The following is a 24,535-nucleotide window of genomic DNA, read 5'->3' on the forward strand; positions in this document are numbered from 1 at the left end:
TCATACGATTGTGTTTAGGTGAGCGTTTTTAAAGACATGAAACAAATGTTAGAAAATAAGGGTAAAGAATAACAACACTCATAATAATTGTATTATTGATAATTAATGTTTCGTTTACGAATCAAAAAACCAATTTATTATGAAAAAAAATGTATTTTTTACAATTTTGCTATTTTTGTTATTGGCCAAAGGAAATGTTGTATTTGCTGAAAAAAACAAATTAAATAGCATAGAGAGCTTTACAATAGAAAGTTCAGATGTATATAATAACAGTATTGAACTAACGCAAGTTACAAGTACAGAGGTGGAAATAAAAAGGTTGAGACAGGTACAGAAAAAATTTGACCATATAGTTACAGGCTTTTATCTTCCGGCAGGCAAAACATTGAAGCTTAATGTTGAGATTCTAACTCCGTCTTCAGACAACCGTATGCCTGCTCTGGTTATTGGAACGAGAATAAAAGACGGTTCCAATGTAAAAGAAATCCCTTTACAGCTTGGTCTCAATACCATTTCTTCAAGTCAACATTCTGGTGGAATCATCTACCTACGCTATATTACTAATGGAAACAATCCTACAGGAAAGGCCAGAGTTACTTTTGCTCAAACAGGAAGTCAACATGTAAAGCATCCCTACTATGTTTTAGGGACCAGTACGATCGATGAGTTTAAACAACAATTGACAAACTATGGCTATACAGATGTGGTATTTGCCAATAGAAATGCGATCATTGTTGTTAATAAAGCAAATGTAGAGAAATACTCTCTTACCAATTATAACAACAAGCCTCATAATATAGACGAATGGCTTAAATCTGTAGAAAGAATATTTGATGCTCAGAGGGATATAAGCGGCGTAAGCAGTGACGATCCTAATTCGCTTCACAAGCCGATGAATACTAGTCATAGAAACCTTATGGTTGAAGCGAACAGCGGATACATGTTTGCCACAGATTATGGATCCGGATATAATGGGAGTAATGACGGGGCTATGCAAAGATTGCTTACCCAATACCAAATAGAAAATAACCCTTGGGGAATTTCTCACGAGTTAGGTCATCAAAACCAGCAAAGTGCTTATAAACCTGGCGAATATACAGAGACTACGGTTAATTTTTATTCTATGGCTGTAATGAGAAGTTTTTTTGGAGCCAACTGGCAAAAATGGGATCAGTCTGTTTGGGATAAAGTACATAATAATTGGTTTCCGCAACCCGATGCTAATCGTAATTACTGGGGAAATGAAATTGGAAATGTTTACAAAAATGTTAATGAAAGTCGTTTGATATTTTTGGCTCAATTACAATATATTTTTGGGGATGAGCTTACCAAGCTATTGCACAGAATAACAAGAGAAGAAAAAAAAGACGGAAGTAGTAATGATGAAAGAAAGTTTTATTTTTTATATAAAATCATGGAAATTTCGGGTTACGATCTTCGGGATTTATATTACAAATGGGGACTGTTTATTCCAGCCTATTATCAGGAGAAGATAGATAAGCTTGTTTCCGATAAGCAACTTCCTAAACCTCCTTACAATGATAATCTATACCTCACAACTCCTTTCTCTTCTCCGGATCCCGGCATGACCTATCCATTACCTTTAATAGGAATTAAAAGCTCTTCTCCAGCATCAGCTGATGTACAGCCTGGCAACCAACTTGCCTCTAAATTAAAATACTGTAATTACGATAGTAAAAATGGTGAGGTTACCGACGTTAGAGATGGTAAAAAATATGCCTATAAGCGTTATGGGAATACCGATTGGTTTATGGAGAATCTCAATTGGAATGGCTATGATGGAAATAATGCAGCAACCAATAATACGGTGGGGGTAGCAGTTCCAGGAGATTCTGAAGGAAAAGTATATGGAAGATACTACCCTACCAATGCTTTCAATGCATCAAAAAGCTGGTGTCCTAGCGGATGGGATGTTGCCAATACCCAGGACTGGAAAAATCTGTTCACCAGTATTAAGCAAGAATACAATACAACTGATGAACAACTTGCTCCCATGATGAAATGTGGAGAAGACCGGGATCGGGTAAGTGATGGACTTTGGGCAAAAGGACCAATGACAATTCAGAATGCCAATGCCAATACAGTAGGCTTCAATGCTCTTCCTGCCGGTGTTTATAATAATGATCAACAGTCTTACGATGGCGGAGATCAGATGGGAATGAAAGCCAGTTTCATAGACGAATCGTCAACATGGTATCATAACTTCAGCACTGCTGAATCCAATATATGGGAAAATGGGAACAAGAATTCCAGACATTATGCATCTATTCGTTGTGTAAGACCTACTCAATCTGGTACCGCGAAACTCATATCTGCCAATGAAGAAGCAGAGGTTTATCCGAATCCCGCAAAAGATGTGATCAATATAAAGCTTCCGGCTAAACAAAACGGGACCGTGAAAATATACAATACATGGGGTAATATTGTGAAATCTATGAAAACCAATCTGAATAGTAGAACTATAAGCTTTGATGTGAGCACTTTACTTCAGGGCACCTATTTTATTCATATAGAATCCGAAACCGGCACTACAATCTCAAAGTTTATTAAAAACTAAATAACTGGTCATGAAATCTGCATCGAATTCTTTATGGTATAAAAACGGAGTGTTTTTCTTCCTCTTTCTAGGTATCGGAAGCCCTTTAATGGGTCAGAAGCTAACAGAAAAGAAAAAAGACACTCTAAAATCCAAGGACATAGACGAGGTAATTGTAGTGGGCTATGGAAAGCAAAAAAAACTTACATTAACAGGAGCCGTGTCTACGGTGGGCCCGGAAATTTTAGAAGACAGACCCGTGACAAATATAGGCCGGGCACTTCAGGGAGCATCTCCTGGTTTAACCATCACACGGTCATCAGGAAGACCAGGGAATGAAAATATAAACATCGAAATCAGAGGGGCAACAACTGCAAATGGAACAGTTGAACCACTCTATATTATTGACAATGTGGTGGCCTCTCAAAATACCTTTCTAGCTTTAAACCCTAATGATATTGCGAGCATTAGTACATTAAGGGATGGTGGAGCTGCTGCTATTTACGGATCAAGAGCTGCAGGTGGAGTTATTATTGTAACCACAAAAACGGGTAAAAAAGGAAAAATGCAGGTTTCCTATCAATCCTCAATGGCAGTCCAGTACCCTATCAATCTACCTAAAAGAGTATCATTACTACAAGAGGCAGAATATGCAAATTTGGCAAGAGCCAATGCCGGACTGCAACCTGAATATTCTTCCATAGACATGGATTATATAAGAAGAGGAATTGAATATGTTACAGATCCAAATAATCCTAATAGATACATCACTTATAATCAGAAGAACATCCCGGATATGATTCTGAGGAAATCCTATAATATGTATCAGAATAATATTGATTTTAGTGGAGGCTCGGAGAAAATCACCTTTATGGCTTCGGTAGGCAACCTTTTACAGGATGGTATGATAAGAATCGGAGAAGATAATTATAGCCGATGGAATTACAGGTTAAACCTCAGTGCACAGCTCAACAAATATATTACACTGGACTTAAGGTCTTCCTACACGAGTCAATATCAGAAAAAAGCTGTTGATGGTGGTTATGGACTGGAGACCGGCGGAAATGGAATATTCCGTCAGCTTTATACAGCCAGGCAACGGTTTCCGGTGTACACGGAAGATGGCAGGTATTATATCAGCGGCACTTCATCTATTTTCGCTTATGCATTATTAAAGGACGGAGGATTCGACAGGTTAACGCAGAATACATTATCTAATGTGGGAACAATTACCTTTAAAAATATGGTAAAAGGATTAGAGCTAAAAGCTATTTATGGGCGCGAAAACTTTGACTCTAATGAAAATATTTTCAGAAGAACGGTAGTTTTCTATGATAAAGGACCTGCAATTGTGGGAAGACAGAATAATCCCAATTCCTATGAAGTACAAAAACGTAGTGATATAAGACAAAATGTTCAATTCCTAGCAGATTATGACCTTAAGCTCAATAAACATCATTTCCATTTTATGGGCGGTTTTCAGTACGAAGATTACAGATATGATTTGTTAACTGCCAGAACCAGCAATTTATATGTCAATGATAATCCAGCCCTAGGTTTCACCGGAGATCCAAAAAACAAAACCAATAATCAAAACATCAATACATTTGCTCTTCAGGCATTTTTTGGAAGGTTTAACTATAACTTTAACGAGAAATATATCTTTGAAGCAACATTAAGAAGAGATGAAAGCTCCAGACTGGCACCGGGAGCAAATAGAGCGAAAGCATTTCCTTCCTTCTCTTTAGGCTGGAATATGCAAAAAGAAGACTGGTTCAAGAATACATTGGGATTTATTAATGAATTTAAGCCAAGACTTACATGGGCTAAAGTAGGCAGCCAGACAGGAATTTCTTATTACGACTTTTTGAGATCCTTGTCTTCAGGAAGTGATATTATTCTGGGAGTAGACAGGACAACCTATTTGTATCAATCAAGAATTCCATCGCCTACCTTGGCCTGGGAAACGATAGAAACCAGAAATATAGGGGTAGATTTTGGTTTATTCAATAATAAGCTTACCGGTAGTTTTGATTATTATAATAAATTCAACAAAAATATGCTGGTAGGAATTAATTTACCTGGAACAATAGGTATTTCTACCCCGCGTGTCAATGGCGGAGAATTAAAAACCTGGGGTTGGGAAGCGTCCTTACAATATAAAGGGAAAATTGGACAGGACTTCAAATTCAGTGTAATGGCGAATGTGTCTGACAGTGATAACAAAGTAATTCGTTATGATGGTGGAAAAGACATCATTCAGTTAGGATTAAATCGGGTTGATGTGGATCAGAATATATATAATCTTATTGAAGGATACTCTCTGAATACAATTTGGGGGTATAAGACAAACGGCTATATACAAACTGCAGAACAGCTTAAAAATGCACCCAGTTATTCGAATCTGAATAATATGCCGGGAGTGGTACCGGGGCTGGGAGATATTCTCTATGTAGATCAAAACGGAGATGGAAAAATTAGTCCTGGTGGTGGAAGATTGGGAGACAGAGGAGATCTTGTTTACTTGGGGAACACCAATCCAAGGTATTTGTTTGGACTTAATATATTCATGAACTGGAAAAATATTGACTTTAGCCTTTTCGTACAAGGCGTGGGTAAACGTAATATTATGCCCAGCTCAGAGCTTATCTTCCCTCAGCAGCAACCATGGTATCAGCCATTGTCTATCCATATGGATTATTGGACACCAGATAATCCTAATGCAGCATTTCCAAGACCTTTCCTTAATGCAGGACAGAATAATATCCCATCAGATAAATGGGTGGTTAATGCTGCTTATGCAAGACTGAAAAATGTTCAGATTGGGTATTCTTTATCACAAAATGATCTCAAAGGAATGCCTGTTAACAGGTTAAGAGTTTATATCACGGGAGAAGACTTATTGACATTTTCCAGATTAGGAGTGTTTAAAGGTGTTATAGATCCGGAGCAACCTTACAATGGTATTAATTACCCTTTTTCGGCTTCAGTAGCACTTGGGGTAAATGTTGATTTTTAACGATAAAAAAAATTAATATGAAATTCAAATATAAAATAATAATAGGGTGTTTTACAGCTTTTATGCTGATGAGCTCATGTAATATTGACAGGCTTCCGGAGACCAGTCTTGTGGATCAGAATTTCTGGAATAATGAAAATGATGTTAAACTGGCAGCTAATTATTTCTATAAAAAATTACCGGAACTTAATGCCAGTCAGAGTATAGAGGACGTATGGGGAGATAATCTGGCAAGGAATACAAGTGCTGATAAAATTAGTGATGGCTCGCGGGTTACTCCGGCAACATCTGAGGATTATGATTATAGTCTGATTTTTGCGACTAATAATCTTCTGGAAAAAGCTCCGGGAGTAATTGCAAAAGGAGGTAAAGAGGCGGATATTAATAATTATGTTGGTGAGGCCTATTTTTTTAGAGCATTTGCCTATTACAAAATGTTTATAAGATTTGGAGGAGTGCCCTTAATTCTGAAGACTATGAATATTGATGATCCTGATATATATCTGCCGAGAGCTACAAGAGATGAAGTATTGGACCAAATATACAGTGATTTGGATAATGCTATTTCAAAACTGAAAACAATAGATCAATTAGGCACTGTGGATTATGGAAGAGTATCTAAAACCGCAGCACAGGCATTGAAGGCCAGAATAGCGCTGTTTGAAGGAACGAGATGTAAATTTCATGGTTACGGAGACGCTAAAAAACATTTGACTATTGCAAAGGAAATGTCAGCTGCTGTAATGAATTCAGGGTTACATAGCTTATTAAATACACCTAAAAGCGGCCCGAATGGTGAAATTCAGAATGATGCCTATTATAATCTATTCCAGGAAGCTGGAGATGGCAGGGCAAATAAAGAAAATATATTGGTCAGAATCTATGGGAATGACCCAACAAATAATATTACATCCACTACTATTCAAAGAACTTTTGAAGGTGGAAATGCAGGGCCTACACAATCTCTCGCTGCATCATATCTAATGGCAGACGGTTTACCAATAGATAAATCCCCTTTATATACAGCTCCGAACTCAACAACAAAACATGCGGAATACTTTAATAAAAAAGATCCAAGAATGTCTTTCTCGTTTATGAAAAGAGGAGATGAATTTACCTCCAGTGAATATACAACACCTAATGCGACGCTTTCCAGAACAGGATATACGGTTAGAAAATATGCTAATGCTATAGCATGGAAGGATCAAAGGTCTTTTATCGACCGTGCAATTATTCGCTATGCTGAAGTATTGCTTACTTATGCGGAGGCAGTGTATGAGTCAGACGGAGCTATTTCAGACGGGGATCTTGATAAAACCATAAATCTGCTGAGGGCAAGATTGCCACAGATCAATATAGGGACAACAGCAGCACCTAATTATGTATCTATGCCAAAGCTGACTAATATATTTGTTGCAAGTAACGGATTAAGTATGAGAGAAGAAATCAGAAGAGAGCGCAGAGTAGAGCTTGCATTCGAGGGATTAAGATATTGGGATTTGCTCAGATGGAAAACAGCTGAAACGGAGCTACCTAAATCGGTTACCGGAAGTTATTTGTTCACAGAAATGCTTAACCCCGGTACGGGAGGCTGGGCTCCTAACACTGCAGTAGATGCGAATAATTATATTCTGATTCAAGCCGCAAGCAATAGAACATTCGATCCGCAAAAAGATTACTTGTGGCCATTGCCCACTTCAGAGATTGCCAAAAATCCTAAAATCAAACAAAATCCCGGCTGGTAAAATATGTTCTATGAAATCAGGTACCCAATACAAAATACTATTATGTTTTTTTTATCTGCTCTATGCTCTTATTCCTGCCCAAAAAATAAAAATGGGCGCTCTCATAGAAGATAATTTTAAACAGGCTGCAAAACAGTATAAGATCCTTATGAAAGTTATTCCTGAGGACAAACTTCCTCAAACTTATGACTCTATCAATAAAAAAGTCGTTAGTTATGAGCGGACCTGGTGGTGTACAGGCTTTTATCCTGGCTCTTTATGGTATATTTATGAGCAGACCAAAGATCCTGTTATCAGAAAAGAGGCGGAAAGAGCACTCAACATTATAGCGCCTAATCAAACCTACACCGGAAATCATGACCTGGGTTTTATGATGTTTTGTAGTTTTGGAAATGCATACAGGTTGACGGGAAATCCAAAATATAAGGAGATCATCTTTCAATCAGCTGCTTCTTTATCCAGCAGGTATAAACCGGCAGCAAAAGTTATCCAGTCATGGAATAGCAGCAAAAAATTTGACGGGCCGGTGATCATTGACAATATGATGAATCTTGAACTTTTGAATTGGGTCAGTCAAAACGGTGGAGATTCAAAATATCAGGAAATAGCGGTTACCCATGCCAATACTACATTAAAGAATCACTTTCGTCCAGATTATAGTTCTTACCATGTAGTAGATTATAACCTGAATACAGGTGAAGTCATTAAAAAGAAAACTTTTCAGGGATATTCTGATGAATCAGCGTGGGCAAGAGGGCAAGGTTGGGGATTGTATGGCTATACCATGATGTATCGTTTTACGAAGGATCCAAAATATTTGAAGCAAGCTCAAAATATTGCCAATTTTATATTGACGAATCCGAATTTACCGGAAGACAAGATTCCTTACTGGGATTTTAATGATCCTAAAATCCCGGACGTACCACGGGATGCTTCAGCAGGAGCATTGATCGCTTCTGCCCTGCTGGAGCTTGGTCAATACACACCAGAGCCCGAAAAAGCAAAATATCTCGATGTTGCAAAGCAAATAATTATATCTTTATCAGGCCCGAAATATAGGTCTGCTATAGGAGAAAATGGAGGCTTTATCCTCAAGCACAGTACTGGAGCACTTCCATTACACTCAGAAATTGATGTTCCGCTCATCTATGCAGATTATTACTTTTTGGAGGCCTTAAAACGTTATCAAGACTGGTATCTTTAATCATCAGTAATTATGAGAGAAAGAATGGGTATTATCCTTTTTTTGCTTGGAATTCTTCTGTACCGGGGCAATGATTTTGAAGTCATCAGACTGCGTATAGTGGAGGAACAGTGGGAAAACATAAATAATAGAAGTCAATTACTTAACGATACGAAAAGCTTTAGTCAATTGCTCCAGAATGGATTTTGGAAAGATATAGACTATACCAGTAAGGTACGTAGTCCATGGCCTCCCGCACAACACCTTCAGCGAGTAAAAATGTTAACCATAGCTTATACTGCTCCCTGGAGTAGCCTTAAAGGGGATTTTTCTATTTTCGAAAAGATTTCAACGGCTTTATCGTATTGGAATCAGCATGAATGCCGCAGCACCAATTGGTGGCATAATGAAATTGGCACTCCAAGAACATTGGGTTTGATTCTGGTTATGATGCAGCAGACAGGAGCACAAAAGCTAGCTCCCGTTCTTCAGGATAGCCTTATTGAAAAAATGAATGTCAGACGATTCAATGGAACTACCGGAGTCAATAAGATAGATTTTGATATGCATCTTTTTTTCATAGGAATACTTAAGCAAGATCCTGAAATCACTATGAAAGCGATCGAGGGAATGTATAGTGTCAATGTGACTACGGATAAGGAAGGAATACAACCTGATTTCTCTTATGCACAGCACGATATTATGCTTCATATTTTTGGATATGGCTCTGAATATTTCAAAGGGCAGGCTTCTATTGGCTATATCACCCGTGAAACGGCTTTTAAGATGAAAGAAAGACATCTCCGTATCTTATCCAATTTTGTTCGGAAGGGAATATTGGCTCAGATTCGCGGACGTTATATCAATCATAATACCTTTGGTCGACAAATAAGCCGGAAAAATTTTACTGATGCCATAGATTTAATTCCTTATCTGGAAAAAATGAAAAGGATTGATCCCGAATATAAGAGTACTTATGATGACGCTTTGGCAAGAATTTTAGAGAAAAAAGACCCCGGTTATCATATCAAACAAGTATTTTCAAACTATTGGCGTACTGACTTTGCCTCTGTACAAAATAAAAGATTTTTATTTTCTGTCAAAGGTTCTTCTATCCATACTGCCCAGGCAGAAACTGATTACTGTGGTACCTATGGCCATATGGGAAATGGTGAAAATAACAAAGGAGGATATCGTTCTATAGGCTCTACTACCCTCTTGATTGATGGAAATGAGTATTATAACATCTATCCGATATGGGATTGGGCTAAAATTCCAGGCACTACTGCTCCACAAAAGGAGATTATCCCAGCTACCGATTATATCACGTATGGTACTTCTACTTTTTCAGGAGGAGTAACCAATGGGAAAATAGGAAATTTTGTTTTTGATATGCAAAACCAATTTAAAACAAATGCCCGAAAATCCTGGTTTATGTTCGAAGATAAAATCGTAGCATTAGGAACGGGGATTTCTTCTGACGCCAAAGAGCGTGTGGTTACCAGCGTCGAACAAAACTGGGCAAAGGGAGATGTTTACCAACTGGGACCAAACTCTATACACAAAATAGAAGCACAAGATGAGAAAATACAACTGGAAGGTTCCGGTTTGTATCATAACAATACCGCTTATATTTTTCCTAAAAAGGAAACGATTTTCTTTTCTCATGCAATACAATCCGGCTCATGGAATAGCATTGCTTGTGGGAGTAAAGATCCTGATGATATGGAGGCTCAAAGCAAAAAAGTTTTTAAATTGTGGATAGACCATGGTGTACATCCTAACCAAGCAGACTATGAATACATCATCTACCCTCAGATCAGATATAGAAAGGCTCGAAGGATAGCAGGGCAACAAGATATTTGTATTTTAAAAAATGACAATGAGATACAAGCAGTATATGAAAAATCTACTCAAAGCCTGCAAGCGGTTTTTTATCAACCCGGAAAGCTCCAGTTAAATGATCGTACTATTACCGTAGATAAAGCCTGTAATCTGATCATCGAACATCTTAATAATAAGCATCGCAGGAAAATTTATGCCTCGAGTCCCGATAAAAAAGAAAAAACAAAAGATACAATCATGGTAGATGTCTTATAAATGGACAGAACATAAAATAAATGGAATTGCATATCAGAAAATATATACGCACGATTAAAAAATTGAAAATGATGTATAGTGTAGAAAGACATTTTAGAAAATTTGCAAAAAAAAATACAACAGAGTTACCAATAGTAAAAGTACACTTTATGATCAGAAAAATCATGTTAGGCATTCTTATAGGTTTAATGATTTTAAAAACTGTGCCCCTTTTTTCACAAGGCCGCCAGGTTATTTCATGGAATACCGATTGGAAATTTCATAAAACTGACATTCAGAAAGTTAAAAAGGTTTCAGATACGGTTTGGTCTCAGGTCACGATTCCTCATACCTGGAATAGAGAAGATATGCAGTTGGGCAAAGATTTTTACCAGGGTAATGCTGTTTACGAAAAACAGTTCAAAGCAGATCCGGCGTGGAAAGGTAAACGGGTATTCATCCGTTTTGAGGGAGTGGGCAATGTGGCAAAAGTTCTGATTAATAATAAAATGGTTGGAGAGCATAAAGGAGCCTATAGTGCATTTTCTTTTGATATTTCATCATGGCTTCGATGGGATGAAATCAATACCTTACAGGTAGTGGCTAATAATGAAGCTAGACCGGATGTGATCCCTGTTAATCACCAGCTGTTCGGAATATATGGTGGCATCTACCGTCCGGTTTCGTTAATTATTACTGATCCTCTGAATATAAGTGTCGATAATTATGCAGGACCGGGGATTTATATTCATCAAAAAAATGTTTCTGAAAACCAGGCGGATGTATCTGTTTGTACAGAGCTGAACAATAAGACCGGGCAGCCACAACAAGCTGCTTTATTAGCTAATATTCATAACCGGGAGGGACAAGTTATTCAATCAGCTGAACTTCCTGTAACAGTAACTGCACAGGGTTTACAACGTTATTGTCAGAATATACAGATGCAAAAGCCCCATTTATGGAATGGTTTGGAAGATCCCTATCTCTATAAAGTAACCGTACAGGTTAAAAAGCAAGGGAATGTAATAGATGAAGTTTCTCAGCCTCTTGGTATCCGTCACATTGAGATCAGTAAAGAAAATGGCTTCTCCTTGAATAATAAAAAAATAAAGATTCACGGAGTGACAAGACATCAGGATCGTTGGGGTTTCGGGAGCGCATTGAGTAATAAACAGCATGCCGAAGATCTCGAAGACATCCGTGATATAGGAGCCAATTCAATTCGATTGGCACATTACCAACAATCTGAATATGTGTATGCAAAAAGTGATAGTATTGGTTTTTTGATCTGGGCAGAAATTCCATTTGTCAATACAACGACTGGACAGGAAAAAGACAATGCTTTGCAGCAGATGAAAGAGCTTATCCGGCAAAACTTCAATCATCCTTCTATCTATGTTTGGGGAATGCATAACGAAGTTTATGAAAAAAATGCCGGAGGCTATGTAAGCCAGGTAACCGCAGCATTGCACGATCTGTCAAAAACAGAAGATCCCGGACGGTATACGGTAAGTGTAAATGGATATGGAACCATGGAACGACCGGAAAATGGAGAAGGAGATTTACAAGGAATGAATCGTTACTATGGATGGTATGAAGGAGCAACCACTGATCTGGAAAAATGGATGAAGAAACTTGAGCAAGACTACCCTTCTAATAAAATAATTTTATCTGAGTATGGTGCTGATGGTAATATCTTCCAGCAAGCTGAAACACTACCGTTGGAATTTAATCCTGTAAATGGAACGTTCTTTCCCGAACAACGGGAAACACGAATGCATGAAATACAATGGGGAGCAATATCCAGATCCTCTTACCTGGTCGGCAGCTATTTGTGGAATATGTTTGATTTTGCAGTACCTCTTTGGAGCCGCGGAGGTATTCCTGCCAGAAATATGAAAGGATTGGTCACCTTTGACCGGAAAACAAAAAAAGATGTTTTTTATTGGTATAAAGCCAACTGGAGTACACAGCCTGTATTGTATATTTCGGATAGAAGACTGGTCGAACGTACAGAAGCCACTACAACTATTACTGTATATTCTAATATTGGAGTTCCCGCTTTAAAGATTAATGGACGAAAAATATCAGATCCTGAAACGGGTACGACAGCTGTCCATTTTCTATTCAAAAATGTTTCTTTAAAAAAAGGTAGAAACAAAATCAATGTTCAGGTAAAAAAAGGAGGCAAAACATATACCGACGAGGTATATTGGAATTTGAAATAGCAATGGACTCTTATTCATTCGTATAATCTTAAAAAACTAATGAGATGCAATTACCTAAACAATATCTATTGATCTTTTTTTTAATAGGATCTCTTTCATTAATAGGACAAAATCATAAAAAGAAGTTGCTTAAGTACGGAGCACAATATGAAGGCAAACGGACAGATGCAGCTATGCAAAAATGGCGGAGCAATCGTTTTGGGCAATTTATTCATTGGGGTCTGTATGCTATTCCCGGAGGAGAATGGAAAGGTAAAACATATACCTATGCTGCAGAGTTCCTGAAATCAAGTGCCCATATTCCTAATTCGACCTGGGATTCACTACAATATCAATTTAATCCCGTAAAATTTGACCCGAAAACCTGGGCAAAGATGGCAAAGAAAATGGGTGTTAAATATATGACTATTACCACAAAACATCATGAAGGCTTTTGTTTATGGCCAACCCAATATACCAAGTTTAATATTGGAAACACTCCGTATAAAAAAGATATTATCAAAGCATTAGTGGATGCCTACAATTCAGAAGGGATTGACGTTAATTTCTATTATTCCGTCTTAGACTGGCACCATCCTGACTGGAGATATGATATTAAAACCAAAGAAGATAGTATCGCATTTTCGAGGTATCTTACTTTTGCACAAAACCAGCTCAAAGAACTTGCAGAGAATTATCCGAGTGTAAAAGGATTTTGGTTTGATGGAACCTGGGATCAATCCATAAAGAAAAATGGATGGTGGACATTACAGGTAGAACAAATGCTCAAATCCATTCGTCCGGAGGTTGTAGTGAACAGTCGATTAAGGGCTGATGACTATGGAGCACGTCATTTTGATTCCAATGGAAAGATGATGGGAGATTATGAATCAGGATACGAACGAAGACTACCCTCTCCTACAGATACTCAGGTTATTCACCGCGATTGGGAGGCTTGTATGACCATTCCCGAAAATCAATGGGGATATCATAAAAAATGGGATATAAGCTATACTAAAACGCCCCTTGAGCTTATTGAAATGTTGGTGCAAACCACTTCATTAGGCGGAAATTTTCTTTTGAATTTCGGACCAAAACCAGACGGAACGATACGAATAGAAGAACAACAAATAGCTGAACATATTGGAAACTGGATGAAAATAAACAGTGCTGCCATATACAATGCCGGACATGCAAAAGGCTGGCCACGACAGGACTGGGGATATTTTACACAAAATGAAACAACCGGAAAACTGTATGCTGTTGTTTTTAATATTCCCATTTCAGGAATTCTAAAAATTCAAACTCCGGAAGGCATAACAATTAGTAAAGCTTCATTCTTAGAAAAACCTGATGTTCCCATCACTGTTAAAGAAATAGCCAAAAAACAGGTTAATCTTTATTTGCCACAACAATCGTTCTCAGAACCTTTTGTTATTGTTCTGGATACAATTAATGAGAATAAAAATAAATACATCGATGCAAAAACATAGTTTTTCAATTGTTTAAATATTGATCTTTTCGGTTAAATTCAATTAGAAATAATAAGATATTTCTCAAATTATTGGAAAGGACAATCCTTGAAAAACCATACTCAGTCGTTATCAGCTACGAATCATCTTCGATTTCAGAAGGAAGCGAAGAATCTAAATCAATAAAAATTACCATTCACTATTTGATTACATTTTTAGTTGATCGGGTTATCTTAAATTTTGATTTCCTTATGATCTTTGTATCATCAATTAAGATCAAAAAAATAAAAAAATGGAAACAAAAAAAGTATGGTTTGTTACAGGCGCTTCAAAAGGTTTGGGGCTTAGTCTGGTAAGAAAATTATTAAGTGAAGGATACCGCGTTGCAGCGACAAGCCGGAATGCCGAATCTTTGGTTAAAGAAATAGGTGATGCCTCTGATGCATTTTTACCATTGGAAGTTAATTTACAAGATAATTCCAGCGTAAAAGAGGCTGTGGAAAAAAGCATTGCACATTTCGGACAATTGGATGTTATTGTCAATAATGCAGGATATGGCCAGATAGGTACTCTGGAAGAATTATCGGACGAAGAAGCCAGAGAAAATTTTGATGTGAACGTATTTGGCTCCTTAAATGTGATCAGAAATGTTATGCCTTATTTACGGAATCAGGGTTCCGGAAATATATTTAACATTGCTTCTGTAGGAGGTTTATTTGGAAGTTTTCCGGGTTGGGGAATTTATTGTTCTACTAAATTTGCTGTTGCAGGATTCACTGAAGCGCTTGCTGAAGAAGCTAAAGCTTTCGGCGTAAAAGCTACAGTGGTTTATCCGGGCTATTTCCGCACAGATTTTCTTGCTAAAGGTTCTGTAAGGACACCTAAAAATACCATTAAAGCATACGAAGCAGCCCGTGAATCTGAGCAATTACACCTTGATACGATTAATGGAAACCAGGCCAACGATCCGGAGAAGGCTGCTGAAGTGCTTATTGCCATAAGTAAGGAGGCTCAGCCACCAGTGCATTTATTGCTGGGAAATGATGCCTATGATATACTTAAAAATAAAATAAATATGATTAACCAAGATGCGGAACAGTGGAAAAATTACACATTGTCTACCGCATACACAGAACTTTCATAATATAAAAATGAATAAGACCATCGAAGAAACAAAAGAATACATCGGAATGTGGGTAACAGAGGATGGGTACGTCCGTCATGAATTGCTGCCGGACAACCGGTATGATGAAGCACGTGGCTCAAGAGAAAGTGCTTATCAGGGAAGTTATATCGTTTCAGGTAATCATATTGATTATAAAGATGACACAGGATTTACAGCTGACGGAGAGTTTAAAGAAGGGATATTATATCATGGAGGTATGATTTTGTACAAAGAAAATTGATTCACTAATTTAGCATCATAGTATAAGATATGGAAAAAACATTTCGCTTTAATTCGATTTCCGAGTTTCATCATTTTTGTAATCTTGAAGGACCTGAACATCCGCTGATCAGTCTGATTGATTATAGCAGGGTTTCTTACCCTGTGAAGGATGATGAAATGAAATGGATTCAGAATTTTTATTCTATTGGTTTAAAGCGGAATGTTAATGCTAAATTTAACTACGGACAGCAGGAGTATGATTTTGATTCCGGGGTTTTATCATTTGTTTCTCCTTTACAGTTTTTAAAGGTGGAGATCAATCAGAATGCTAAAGTGGAACCTACAGGCTGGATACTTCTGATCCATCCCGATTTTCTGTGGAATACGTCACTTGCCAAAAAGATCAAATCTTATGATTTTTTCCAATATGCAGTGAATGAAGCTTTATTTCTTTCAGACAAAGAGGAAAAAGCTATTGTAGAAATTCTGCTGAATATAGAAAAAGAATACCGGTCTAATATCGATAAATTTACCCAGGACCTGATCATCGCACAGATAGAACTACTTCTCATATATTCCGAACGTTTTTATGAAAGACAGTTCCTGACCAGGAAAAAATCCAATCATGAAGTCATAGAACGTTTTGAACAAACAATTTCTAAATTCTTTGATCATGAACGGATCATTAGCAATGGTTTGCCTACAGTGAAAGCTATTGCTGAAGAAATGAATATTTCTCCTAATTATCTGGGAAGTCTGTTGCGTATTCACACTCAGCAAAGCACGCAGAACCATATTCAGAACAGGCTTATCGACTATGCAAAGGAACGGCTAAGCACAACCAGTCTGTCCGTTAGCGAAATTGCCTATGAATTGGGTTTTGAGCATCCGCAATCTTTCAGTAAACTTTTTAAACAGAAGACAGCCCAATCCCCATTGGAATTCAGAAAGTTTTTTTCATAAAAGATTGTTTCTATGTTTACCTTTTACTTGCTAAGTTCTTGTAAAAAAGAAAGATAAACATTCAGCCTGGCATGAAATAAGGTATCTGTAATCGATAAAGTTAAAAACAGAATAATACACCCTGCTGAAAAACCTTTTATATACATACCGCTTGCCAGAAGGTAGATTATAATGGAAACCAGCAGCAATGAACTCCAGATTGTTTTAAAAACGACATAACTTTTACTGTTGGCTTTTCCTTTGGAATGCTCTTTACTAATAATTCTCTTTTGATTTTCTAAATATTGCTGTTCTATTTTGCGAACCTCTTTGTCTTTTGTGATCAATAAATAGCTACCATACCCTAAAAGCATGATGGCCAGTAAAATTAATGGAATAATGAGACCCTTATAAAAGATTTTATTGATTTTAAAACAATAGCAGATGAGCGGTATACAAAAAATAAAGGCCCAGGCCAACATGATTTTAGCCTGAAGCAGATCCCCTTTTGCCCAATGATGAAGTTGCTGAATATAATTCATCATAATACATCAGGATACTGACTGTGGTGAAATTTCAGAAGTAGTAAGACCATATTTTTCTTTAAATGAATAATAGAAATGGGACAGGTTTTCAAATCCAAGATCCAGATAGATGTCAGCCGGTTTTTTATTTTTATGTTTGATAAGATAATACGCTTCCTGTAACCTTTTTTCCTTAAGCCATTTTTTAGGAGGCATATTGAATGTCTTCTGAAAATCACGCTTGAAGCCTGAAAGGCTGCGTCCTGTCAGCTTTGCAAAGGCATCTATAGAAAGATTAAAGATAAAATTCTTATTCATAAATTCCTTCAGGTCCGTTTTATGGGGATCGGAAAAATCAAAAAGCAGATTTTTAAAATCAGGATTGCTCTGTAAAATAAGCTCAATAGCTTCTTTCACTTTTAAGGAAGCAAGATTGGAGCTAATTGTTTTTGTTTTATCGATGTAAGGAGTAAGCGAAATAAAATAATTCGAAAAGAATGCATCCGATTCAAAGAATATTTTCTTGTTATTATGGAATACATCGTCTGTTACTACTTTATTTTCAGCGGCATATTGCCGTAAAGTTTCTTTATCCAGTGTTATAGAAATAAATTGGTATTTTGCACTTTTGGCAGGATATTTTATGGTCCTGATCAGCTGGTTTTTTCTCACCAGAACCACTGTATTTTCCCTTATAACGGTTTTCCCCTGATCATGGAAAGCGTGGGTTTCACCAGACAGCTGAAAACCAAGGAAATGATCAGGAATAAATTCCTCATGTCCCCTGTGTGTTTTTCAAATGCACAGGAATACACCAGTTGATTAAATAATATTTCAGATTGTGGAGCCATTATACAAATATGCAAAATTTAAAAAATAGAAGAGGCTCCTTCAAGTGCTATTTCTCTATCCTGCTCCACAGTACCTCCTGAAGACGCGATAGCACCTATTATATCCCCTTTTTCATTCCTGATGACTACGCCGCCGGCAATCGTAAGGAGACCGCCGTTTGAATTCAGCATACCATATCCGTGAATGTCTGCGCCAGCAATGATGGTTCCCATTACCTCCGTGTCTACTCCGAACATAACGGCCGTTCTTGCTTTTTTTATGGCAAAATCTATCACTCCGTATACACTGTCTAAGCGGGCAAAAGAAACCAGATATCCTCCGGTATCTACAACGGTGATGCTTACGGGAATACCAAGTGTTTCTGCTTTTTTAATTGATTCGTTTAACGCTTTTGTTGCTTCGTGATAAGTAATATTCATGTCGTTTAAATTTAAATGGGAGAATGAATGCATGAACAATAATATTCATGCATTCTATAAGTAACTGTGTTTTTAGCTCTTTGCGCTCCAGGCTTCAGTTTGTAATTGTTTTACAAAATCCTCGGTTTCCTTTGGATGTAAATTTCTGAAGTTGCTATGGTCATCCAACGTAACATTTACAATAACATCTGCCATAGATTGAGGATCCAATTGATGGGCTAATGATTCTTCAGCTCCTGCAAAAGCAGATTCCGGAGTGAAGTTTTCTTTAGGATCATACCAATGTCTTATGGAATCCACTCCCCTGTCGTTAAAACCGGTTCCGAATACTCCCGGATTGCATGTTGCAATTTTGATGTTAAAAGGAGCCAGTTCTGTCTTTAAGCCCTCAGCTATAGCTTCCAGAGCATGTTTTGATGCACAGTATGCTGCCACGTACGGAACCGTCCACAAACCTCCCATAGAAGAGGTAAATACTATTTTTCCGCTTTTCTTTTGAACGAATTTTTTAATGAATCCCTGAGCGAGTTCCAAAGCCCCGAATACATTCACCTCAAACATTGAACGGATAAGATCCAAAGGCTGTTCAGCAATAGGTCCGCCTTCCATAATACCGGCGTTGCTTATTAAAATATCAATATCATATTTTTTTAAGATATAAGCGATATCTCTTGAATTGGTAACATCCAGTTTATCAACAGTCATTTCTACCCCTTGCTCTTTGGCTTCACGGATCATGTCGCTCATCTGGGGGTATACCTGTGTTGTAGCAATTACATGGTGTCCTTTTCTTGCTAAATCGAAAGCTGCTATTTTTCCAAATCCGCTTGCTGCTCCAGTAATTAAAATTGTCTTATTCATTTTGTACTTTTTATGGGTTAGTCATAAGGCAAATTTCAGATTTATACAGTCTTTGTTTATTGGTGAAAAGTCCAATGTTTTATTGCTGGGAAGTTCACACTGAAAAATGATTATTTTTCATGATTTAATGATAATTGGTCAGCTTTTTGAATGATAAATTAAACCAAATCGCTATAAAAGCATTATATCTTTTATCGATAACAAAATATACCTCATTTGAAACTAATTACATTCACAAAAAAAGGAATATACTGCCCCCAGGGTCAGTTTTACATAGATCCGTGGCGTCCTGTAGATCTTGCGGTTATAACGCATGGCCATGCTGATCATGCCCGTTGGGGAATGAAGAAGTATTTTTGCCATGATTTTACAAAACCTATTTTATACCAGAGAATTGGTCCCGATATCGAATGTCAGAGTGTAGGATATGGAGAAGTTACCACGATCAATGGAGTAAAAGTTTCCCTTCATCCTGCCGGACATATTATCGGCTCTGCCCAGGTCAGGTTAGAATATAAAGGATATGTAAGCGTGATTTCCGGAGATTATAAGGTTCAGGATGATGGATTAAGTACACCCTTTGAATTGGTAAGGTGTAATGAATTTGTTACTGAGAGTACCTTCGGACTTCCCATCTATAATTGGCTGGATATTGAAGATCTTAATAAAAAGCTTCAGAACTGGGTGTTGAGAAATAAGGAAAATTCCAAGACTTCAGTTTTTGTAGGATATTCTCTTGGAAAAGCTCAGCGTATCATGAAAGCTGTAGAAGGTCTGGGGAAAATACATGTCCACTACTCTATCGGAAAGCTTAACGAAGCATTTGAAAGTGCCGGAATCGTCCTGCCTGAGTATGAAATCCCGGATTTCAGAGAAAGCATAAAACACCTGCAGGGTGAAATTGTCATTGTTCCGCCTGCTTTACTGGATACCAATATTATCCGCAAAATACCTGATGCCGCTACGGCAATTTGCTCCGGCTGGATGCAGGTTCGGGGGGCCAGAAGATGGCGGAGTGCTGATGCAGGGTTTGCAATGAGTGACCATGCGGATTGGGGTGGATTGTTACAAGCTGTAAAAGCTACTGAAGCTGAAATAGTACATGTAACCCATGGCCAGACTGAAGTTTTTTCAAAATACTTAAATGAAATAGGAATTAAGGCGGATGTGGTAGCCACCCAATTTGGCGACGATGAAGAAGAGGCTGAAAAAGAAATCATTGAAAACCCCGAATCATGAGACATTTTGCAGAACTGATCAACGCTTTGGAAAGCACCAATAAAACCAATGCCAAAATTGATGCGATCATTGATTATCTTGAGCGTGCTCCTGATGAAGATAAAGTTTGGTTTATTGCCTTATTTACAGGCAAAAGACCCAAAAGGAATGTCAATACAAATTATATGAAAGAATGGGCTTTGGAGATTACAAAGCTGCCTTTCTGGCTTTTTCAGGAAAGCTACTCTTCTGTCGGGGATCTTGGAGAAACACTTTCTCTGATTCTTCCGCAACCTACCGAAAAAATAGAACGAAGTCTTTCACAGTGGATGAATGATATTGTGAACTTAAAAGAAAAGACAGAAGCTGAGAAAAAAGAGTTTGTCTTAGAATCGTGGAATGGGCTGGATTATACGGAACGATTAATATTCAATAAATTACTGGGCGGAAGCTTCAGGATCGGCGTATCGGATAAAACACTGATTAATGCGCTTACCAAGTATTCCGGACAGGAAGCCAGTGCACTAATGCACAGTATGATGGGGAAATGGAATCCCGGTGAAGTTTCTTTTCAGGAACTGATCTCTGCCGAAAAAGTAAATACAGATAATTCACGTCCTTATCCATTTTGTCTTGCCTATCCTTTGGAGAAAGAGCTTTCGGAATTGGGAGATCCGGATGAATGGCTCGTCGAATACAAGTGGGATGGAATCCGCGGGCAGATCATCAGGAGAAATGATGAAGTATTCATCTGGTCCCGGGGTGAAGAGTTGGTAACAGAACAATTTCCTGAAATTGCAGAGTCTGTAAAGGCCATGCAGGGGAATTTTGTCATAGATGGAGAAATACTTGCGGTAAGGGATGATAAAGTTTTAAACTTTAATGAATTACAGAAAAGGTTAAACCGTAAAAATGTCACCAAAAAAATGCTTACTGATGTTCCTATCGAAGTATTTGCCTATGATCTTATTGAGCTTGAAGGAAATGATCTGCGCGAAAAACCTATCTCAGCCAGAAGAGCAATGCTCGAAGAATTATTCCTGAATGAAAATCCCGAAAAATTAAAGCTGTCAGCAATCGTTGATTTTGAAAAATGGGCGGAACTGGATCAGATCAGGGAAAGCTCAAGGGATATTAATAGTGAGGGTTTAATGCTTAAACAAAAGGACTCTCCGTATCATTCAGGACGGAAAAAAGGAGATTGGTGGAAATGGAAGATCAATCCCATGACCATTGACGCAGTGCTGATCTATGCTCAAAAAGGAAGTGGCCGACGAAGTGCTTACTATACCGACTACAGTTTTGCAGTTAAAAATGGAGATTCACTGGTAACAATTGCTAAGGCTTATTCAGGATTAACGGATAAGGAGATCATGGAAGTAAGCAGGTTTGTTAATAAGAATGCGATTGAAAAATTCGGTCCTGTCCGGACTGTAAAGGCTGAACTTGTTTTTGAAATTGCTTTTGAAGGAATAGGTTTCAGCAGCAGGCATAAAAGCGGGGTGGCTCTACGTTTTCCGAGAATCGTAAGATGGCGGAAAGACAAAACGGTAGATGAAATTGATGATCTTGAAGAAATAAAAAAACTGATACAATAGTTTGAGTGCTTTTGAACATACCAACGGATTTAAGGTTATCCAGCAATGGATGGCTGAAAAAGGCAATACCCCATTTAAATTCCAAACCGATACCTGGTGGAAATTTGGAAACGGATACAGCGGAATGGTTATTGCGCCTACGGGATTTGGTAAGACCTATTCCGTGTTTTTGGCGTTAATTACAGATTTTCTTAATCATCCTGAGAAATTTAAAAAAGGACTTAAAATGATCTGGATCACTCCTCTCCGATCCCTTTCCAAAGATATTGCTAAAGCCATGGAAGAAGCTATCAATGAAATCGGGTTGGATTGGACAGTAGGTGTCAGAAATGGTGACACTGATCCTAAAACCAGACAGCAGCAGGTAAAAAATATGCCTGAAATCCTTGTCGTAACACCGGAAAGTTTACACCTGCTTCTGGGACAGAAAAATCATGTCAGGTTTTTCCAGAATCTTCATTGTATCGCTGTAGATGAATGGCATGAGCTGCTGGGATCCAAAAGAGGTGTGATGGTGGAACTGGGAATTTCACAGGTCAGAAAATACGCTCCAACACTAAAGATCTGGGGAATTACCGCCACAATAGGCAATCTTGAAGAAGCAATGGATGTTCTGATACCGTATGATGTAAAAAAAGTGAAGATCACGGCCAAACAACATAAAAAGATCGATATCATTCCTGTTTTTCCGGATGAAGTTGAAATTTTACCGTGGGCTGGACATCTCGGGGCTAAACTGGCAGATAAAATTGTTCCCATCATTCTGGAATCCAAATCTACCATTGTTTTTACGAATACCCGGAGCCAGAGCGAAATGTGGTATCAGCTGCTTTTAAATGCATATCCTGATTTTGCCGGGCAAATTGCCATTCACCATAGTTCCATAGATGCTCATTTAAGGATCTGGATTGAAGAAAACTTAAGTAACGGCAAATTAAAGGCTGTTGTTTCTACTTCATCTTTAGATTTAGGTATCGACTTTAAACCTGTTGATACAGTGATCCAGATAGGATCAGCAAAAGGAGTCGCAAGATTTCTGCAACGGGCAGGAAGAAGCGGACACTCCCCTTTTGAAACTTCAAAAATATATTGTGTTCCTACCCATTCCCTGGAGCTGATTGAGGTGGCAGCATTGAAGGAAGCCGTCAAACAGAAAGTTATAGAGCCCAGAGAGCCTCAGGTTTTGTGTTTTGACGTATTGGTTCAGTTCCTGATGACTTTAGCTGTAGGTGATGGTTTCTACCCTGATGAAACCTATCAGAGAATTAAAAACATTTATACTTTCCAGGAAATAAGGGATGAAGAATGGCAGGCTATAATAGATTTTCTTACCATTGGTGGCAGTGCTCTGAAAAGTTATGAGGAGTTTCATAAGGTAGTTATTATGGAAGATGGTTTGTTTAAAGTTACTTCCCGCAAAATAGCTATGCTGCACAGAATGAACATGGGAGCGATTGTAAGTGATGCCATGCTGAAAGTGAAATTTATTTCCGGAGGCTATATCGGAATGGTTGAGGAATATTTTATTTCAAAGCTTAAAAAAGAAGAGAAGTTCATTTTGGCTGGAAGAGTTCTTGAGGTAGCAATGGTGAAGGATATGACCGTTTATGTACGGTTGGCAAAGGGAAAAGCTCTGGCTCCGAGCTATCTGGGAGGAAGGTTGCCTTTAAGTTCAAATCTGGGGCATTTCTTAAGGGAAAAACTTTCCGGTGCATTGAATCCTTCATCTTCGGAAAAAGAGCTTAAATTTTTACATCCATTATTGGTTAATCAGGAAAAAAGGTCCCATATACCGAGAGAAGATGAGTTTCTGGTAGAACTTATTAAAAACAGAGAAGGTTATCATTTGTTTATGTATCCTTTCGAGGGACGTTTAGTGCACGAAGTGATGGCAGCCCTGATCGCTTTCAGGATTTCAAAACTGGCTCCCATTTCATTTTCAATGGCCATGAACGATTACGGATTTGAATTGTTCAGTGATAAGGAGATTCCGATACATGAAGGTAATCTGCAAAAGATCCTGACCCGGGATAATCTTATGGTTGATGTAATATCGAGTATTAATTCGGCTGAAATGGCCCGGCGAAAATTCAGGGATATTGCTGTGATCTCCGGAATGGTGATTCAGAATTTTCCGGGACAACAAAGATCGAACAAAGCTTTGCAAAGCTCAGCAGGCCTTATTTTTAAAGTATTGGAAGACTATGATCCCAATCACTTCCTTGTTCGCCAGGCCTATACTGAAGTCTTCAACATGCAGCTTCAGGAGCAAAGGCTCGTGGAAGCTTTTAAGAGAATAGAAAAATCAAAGATTGTTTTAAAATATTCCAATACTTTTACCCCTTTAAGCTTTCCTATTAAAGTTGACAGTCTTCGTCAGACGCTTTCAAGTGAAGGGTTAGATACGAGGATACAAAAGCTGATACAACAGGCGACTAAGGGAAGAAAATAGAAAAAGAGAGTAAATAGAGC

General features: G+C 38.0%; 17 protein-coding genes. 13 read left to right on the forward strand and 4 right to left on the reverse strand.

What is annotated here, in order from left to right; all coding sequences use genetic code 11:
• Nucleotides 1-139 precede the first annotated feature (139 nt).
• The 10 genes from AAEU33_RS15050 to AAEU33_RS15095 all read left to right on the forward strand — a co-directional run bounded on the left by AAEU33_RS15050 (nucleotide 140) and on the right by AAEU33_RS15095 (nucleotide 16,612).
• Nucleotides 140-2,578, forward strand: a complete 2,439-nt coding sequence (locus AAEU33_RS15050) for a M60 family metallopeptidase (protein ID WP_345988491.1) — start codon at nucleotides 140-142, stop codon at nucleotides 2,576-2,578.
• A 10-nt stretch (nucleotides 2,579-2,588) separates the two neighbouring features.
• Nucleotides 2,589-5,576 carry a SusC/RagA family TonB-linked outer membrane protein gene (locus AAEU33_RS15055; RefSeq protein ID WP_228457027.1) on the forward strand — a complete coding sequence of 996 codons (2,988 nt, stop codon included), beginning with the start codon at nucleotides 2,589-2,591 and terminating at the stop codon, nucleotides 5,574-5,576.
• A gap of 17 nt (nucleotides 5,577-5,593) precedes the next feature.
• Nucleotides 5,594-7,321 (forward strand): RagB/SusD family nutrient uptake outer membrane protein, encoded by a 1,728-nt coding sequence (locus tag AAEU33_RS15060; protein WP_345988493.1) that lies wholly within the window; start codon nucleotides 5,594-5,596, stop codon nucleotides 7,319-7,321.
• A 10-nt stretch (nucleotides 7,322-7,331) separates the two neighbouring features.
• The gene (locus tag AAEU33_RS15065) at nucleotides 7,332-8,525 is read left to right on the forward strand and encodes a glycoside hydrolase family 88 protein (protein ID WP_345988495.1); all 1,194 of its coding nucleotides are present in this window, start codon (nucleotides 7,332-7,334) and stop codon (nucleotides 8,523-8,525) included.
• Nucleotides 8,526-8,537: 12 nt separating this feature from the next.
• Nucleotides 8,538-10,604: a polysaccharide lyase family 8 super-sandwich domain-containing protein gene (locus AAEU33_RS15070; RefSeq protein ID WP_345988497.1), complete on the forward strand. Its 2,067-nt coding sequence runs from the start codon at nucleotides 8,538-8,540 to the stop codon at nucleotides 10,602-10,604.
• A gap of 68 nt (nucleotides 10,605-10,672) precedes the next feature.
• A complete protein-coding gene (locus AAEU33_RS15075; RefSeq protein WP_345988499.1) occupies nucleotides 10,673-12,811 on the forward strand; it encodes a glycoside hydrolase family 2 TIM barrel-domain containing protein in 2,139 nt (712 codons plus the stop codon).
• A 44-nt stretch (nucleotides 12,812-12,855) separates the two neighbouring features.
• Nucleotides 12,856-14,283, forward strand: coding sequence for an alpha-L-fucosidase (locus AAEU33_RS15080; RefSeq protein ID WP_345988501.1), 1,428 nt, complete (start codon nucleotides 12,856-12,858; stop codon nucleotides 14,281-14,283).
• Between the two features lie 271 nt (nucleotides 14,284-14,554).
• On the forward strand, nucleotides 14,555-15,406 hold the full coding sequence (locus tag AAEU33_RS15085; protein ID WP_345988503.1) for an SDR family NAD(P)-dependent oxidoreductase: 852 nt from the start codon (nucleotides 14,555-14,557) through the stop codon (nucleotides 15,404-15,406).
• Between the two features lie 7 nt (nucleotides 15,407-15,413).
• On the forward strand, nucleotides 15,414-15,668 hold the full coding sequence (locus tag AAEU33_RS15090) for an Atu4866 domain-containing protein (protein ID WP_345988505.1): 255 nt from the start codon (nucleotides 15,414-15,416) through the stop codon (nucleotides 15,666-15,668).
• 29 nt (nucleotides 15,669-15,697) lie between these two features.
• Entirely contained in the window at nucleotides 15,698-16,612 is a 915-nt protein-coding gene (locus AAEU33_RS15095; RefSeq protein WP_172282815.1) for a helix-turn-helix transcriptional regulator, read from the forward strand.
• Between the two features lie 23 nt (nucleotides 16,613-16,635).
• Here the strand turns inward: AAEU33_RS15095 and AAEU33_RS15100 are convergent, their stop codons facing one another.
• The 4 genes from AAEU33_RS15100 to AAEU33_RS15115 form a co-directional block, all read right to left on the reverse strand.
• Complete coding sequence (locus tag AAEU33_RS15100) at nucleotides 16,636-17,136, reverse strand: hypothetical protein (protein WP_345988508.1); 501 nt, start codon at nucleotides 17,134-17,136, stop codon at nucleotides 16,636-16,638.
• A 6-nt stretch (nucleotides 17,137-17,142) separates the two neighbouring features.
• Nucleotides 17,143-17,787, reverse strand: coding sequence for an AraC family transcriptional regulator (locus AAEU33_RS15105; RefSeq protein ID WP_345988510.1), 645 nt, complete (start codon nucleotides 17,785-17,787; stop codon nucleotides 17,143-17,145).
• A gap of 197 nt (nucleotides 17,788-17,984) precedes the next feature.
• Nucleotides 17,985-18,386, reverse strand: coding sequence for a heme-binding protein (locus AAEU33_RS15110; RefSeq protein ID WP_345988512.1), 402 nt, complete (start codon nucleotides 18,384-18,386; stop codon nucleotides 17,985-17,987).
• Nucleotides 18,387-18,458: 72 nt separating this feature from the next.
• On the reverse strand, nucleotides 18,459-19,247 hold the full coding sequence (locus AAEU33_RS15115) for an SDR family oxidoreductase (RefSeq protein WP_172282821.1): 789 nt from the start codon (nucleotides 19,245-19,247) through the stop codon (nucleotides 18,459-18,461).
• Between the two features lie 216 nt (nucleotides 19,248-19,463).
• Here AAEU33_RS15115 and AAEU33_RS15120 point away from each other — a divergent pair, with 216 nt between their 5' ends.
• From AAEU33_RS15120 to AAEU33_RS15130, 3 genes are read left to right on the forward strand one after another with little or no spacing between them, the layout of a single operon-like run.
• Entirely contained in the window at nucleotides 19,464-20,486 is a 1,023-nt protein-coding gene (locus tag AAEU33_RS15120) for a ligase-associated DNA damage response exonuclease (protein WP_345988514.1), read from the forward strand.
• Nucleotides 20,483-22,063 (forward strand): ATP-dependent DNA ligase, encoded by a 1,581-nt coding sequence (locus tag AAEU33_RS15125; RefSeq protein ID WP_345988516.1) that lies wholly within the window; start codon nucleotides 20,483-20,485, stop codon nucleotides 22,061-22,063. Before AAEU33_RS15120 ends, AAEU33_RS15125 begins: the two co-directional genes overlap by 4 nt.
• Nucleotide 22,064: 1 nt before the next feature.
• The gene (locus AAEU33_RS15130; RefSeq protein WP_345988518.1) at nucleotides 22,065-24,515 is read left to right on the forward strand and encodes a ligase-associated DNA damage response DEXH box helicase; all 2,451 of its coding nucleotides are present in this window, start codon (nucleotides 22,065-22,067) and stop codon (nucleotides 24,513-24,515) included.
• The last annotated feature ends 20 nt before the right edge of the window (nucleotides 24,516-24,535 follow it).

The organism is Chryseobacterium sp. Chry.R1 (assembly GCF_039645525.1).
GTDB lineage: Bacteria > Bacteroidota > Bacteroidia > Flavobacteriales > Weeksellaceae > Chryseobacterium > Chryseobacterium proteolyticum.

What these genes read in the sequence shown, in the direction of transcription:
- AAEU33_RS15085 (WP_345988503.1), top strand. Translation starts at nt 14,555, where the DNA reads ATGGAAACAAAAAAAGTATGGTTTGTTACAGGCGCTTCAAAAGGTTTG.
- AAEU33_RS15055 (WP_228457027.1), top strand. Translation starts at nt 2,589, where the DNA reads ATGAAATCTGCATCGAATTCTTTATGGTATAAAAACGGAGTGTTTTTC.
- AAEU33_RS15065 (WP_345988495.1), top strand. Translation starts at nt 7,332, where the DNA reads ATGAAATCAGGTACCCAATACAAAATACTATTATGTTTTTTTTATCTG.
- AAEU33_RS15125 (WP_345988516.1), top strand. Translation starts at nt 20,483, where the DNA reads ATGAGACATTTTGCAGAACTGATCAACGCTTTGGAAAGCACCAATAAA.
- AAEU33_RS15080 (WP_345988501.1), top strand. Translation starts at nt 12,856, where the DNA reads ATGCAATTACCTAAACAATATCTATTGATCTTTTTTTTAATAGGATCT.
- AAEU33_RS15070 (WP_345988497.1), top strand. Translation starts at nt 8,538, where the DNA reads ATGAGAGAAAGAATGGGTATTATCCTTTTTTTGCTTGGAATTCTTCTG.
- AAEU33_RS15060 (WP_345988493.1), top strand. Translation starts at nt 5,594, where the DNA reads ATGAAATTCAAATATAAAATAATAATAGGGTGTTTTACAGCTTTTATG.
- AAEU33_RS15075 (WP_345988499.1), top strand. Translation starts at nt 10,673, where the DNA reads ATGATGTATAGTGTAGAAAGACATTTTAGAAAATTTGCAAAAAAAAAT.
- AAEU33_RS15095 (WP_172282815.1), top strand. Translation starts at nt 15,698, where the DNA reads ATGGAAAAAACATTTCGCTTTAATTCGATTTCCGAGTTTCATCATTTT.
- AAEU33_RS15050 (WP_345988491.1), top strand. Translation starts at nt 140, where the DNA reads ATGAAAAAAAATGTATTTTTTACAATTTTGCTATTTTTGTTATTGGCC.
- AAEU33_RS15110 (WP_345988512.1), bottom strand. Translation starts at nt 18,386, where the DNA reads ATGAATATTACTTATCACGAAGCAACAAAAGCGTTAAACGAATCAATT.
- AAEU33_RS15100 (WP_345988508.1), bottom strand. Translation starts at nt 17,136, where the DNA reads ATGATGAATTATATTCAGCAACTTCATCATTGGGCAAAAGGGGATCTG.
- AAEU33_RS15090 (WP_345988505.1), top strand. Translation starts at nt 15,414, where the DNA reads ATGAATAAGACCATCGAAGAAACAAAAGAATACATCGGAATGTGGGTA.
- AAEU33_RS15115 (WP_172282821.1), bottom strand. Translation starts at nt 19,247, where the DNA reads ATGAATAAGACAATTTTAATTACTGGAGCAGCAAGCGGATTTGGAAAA.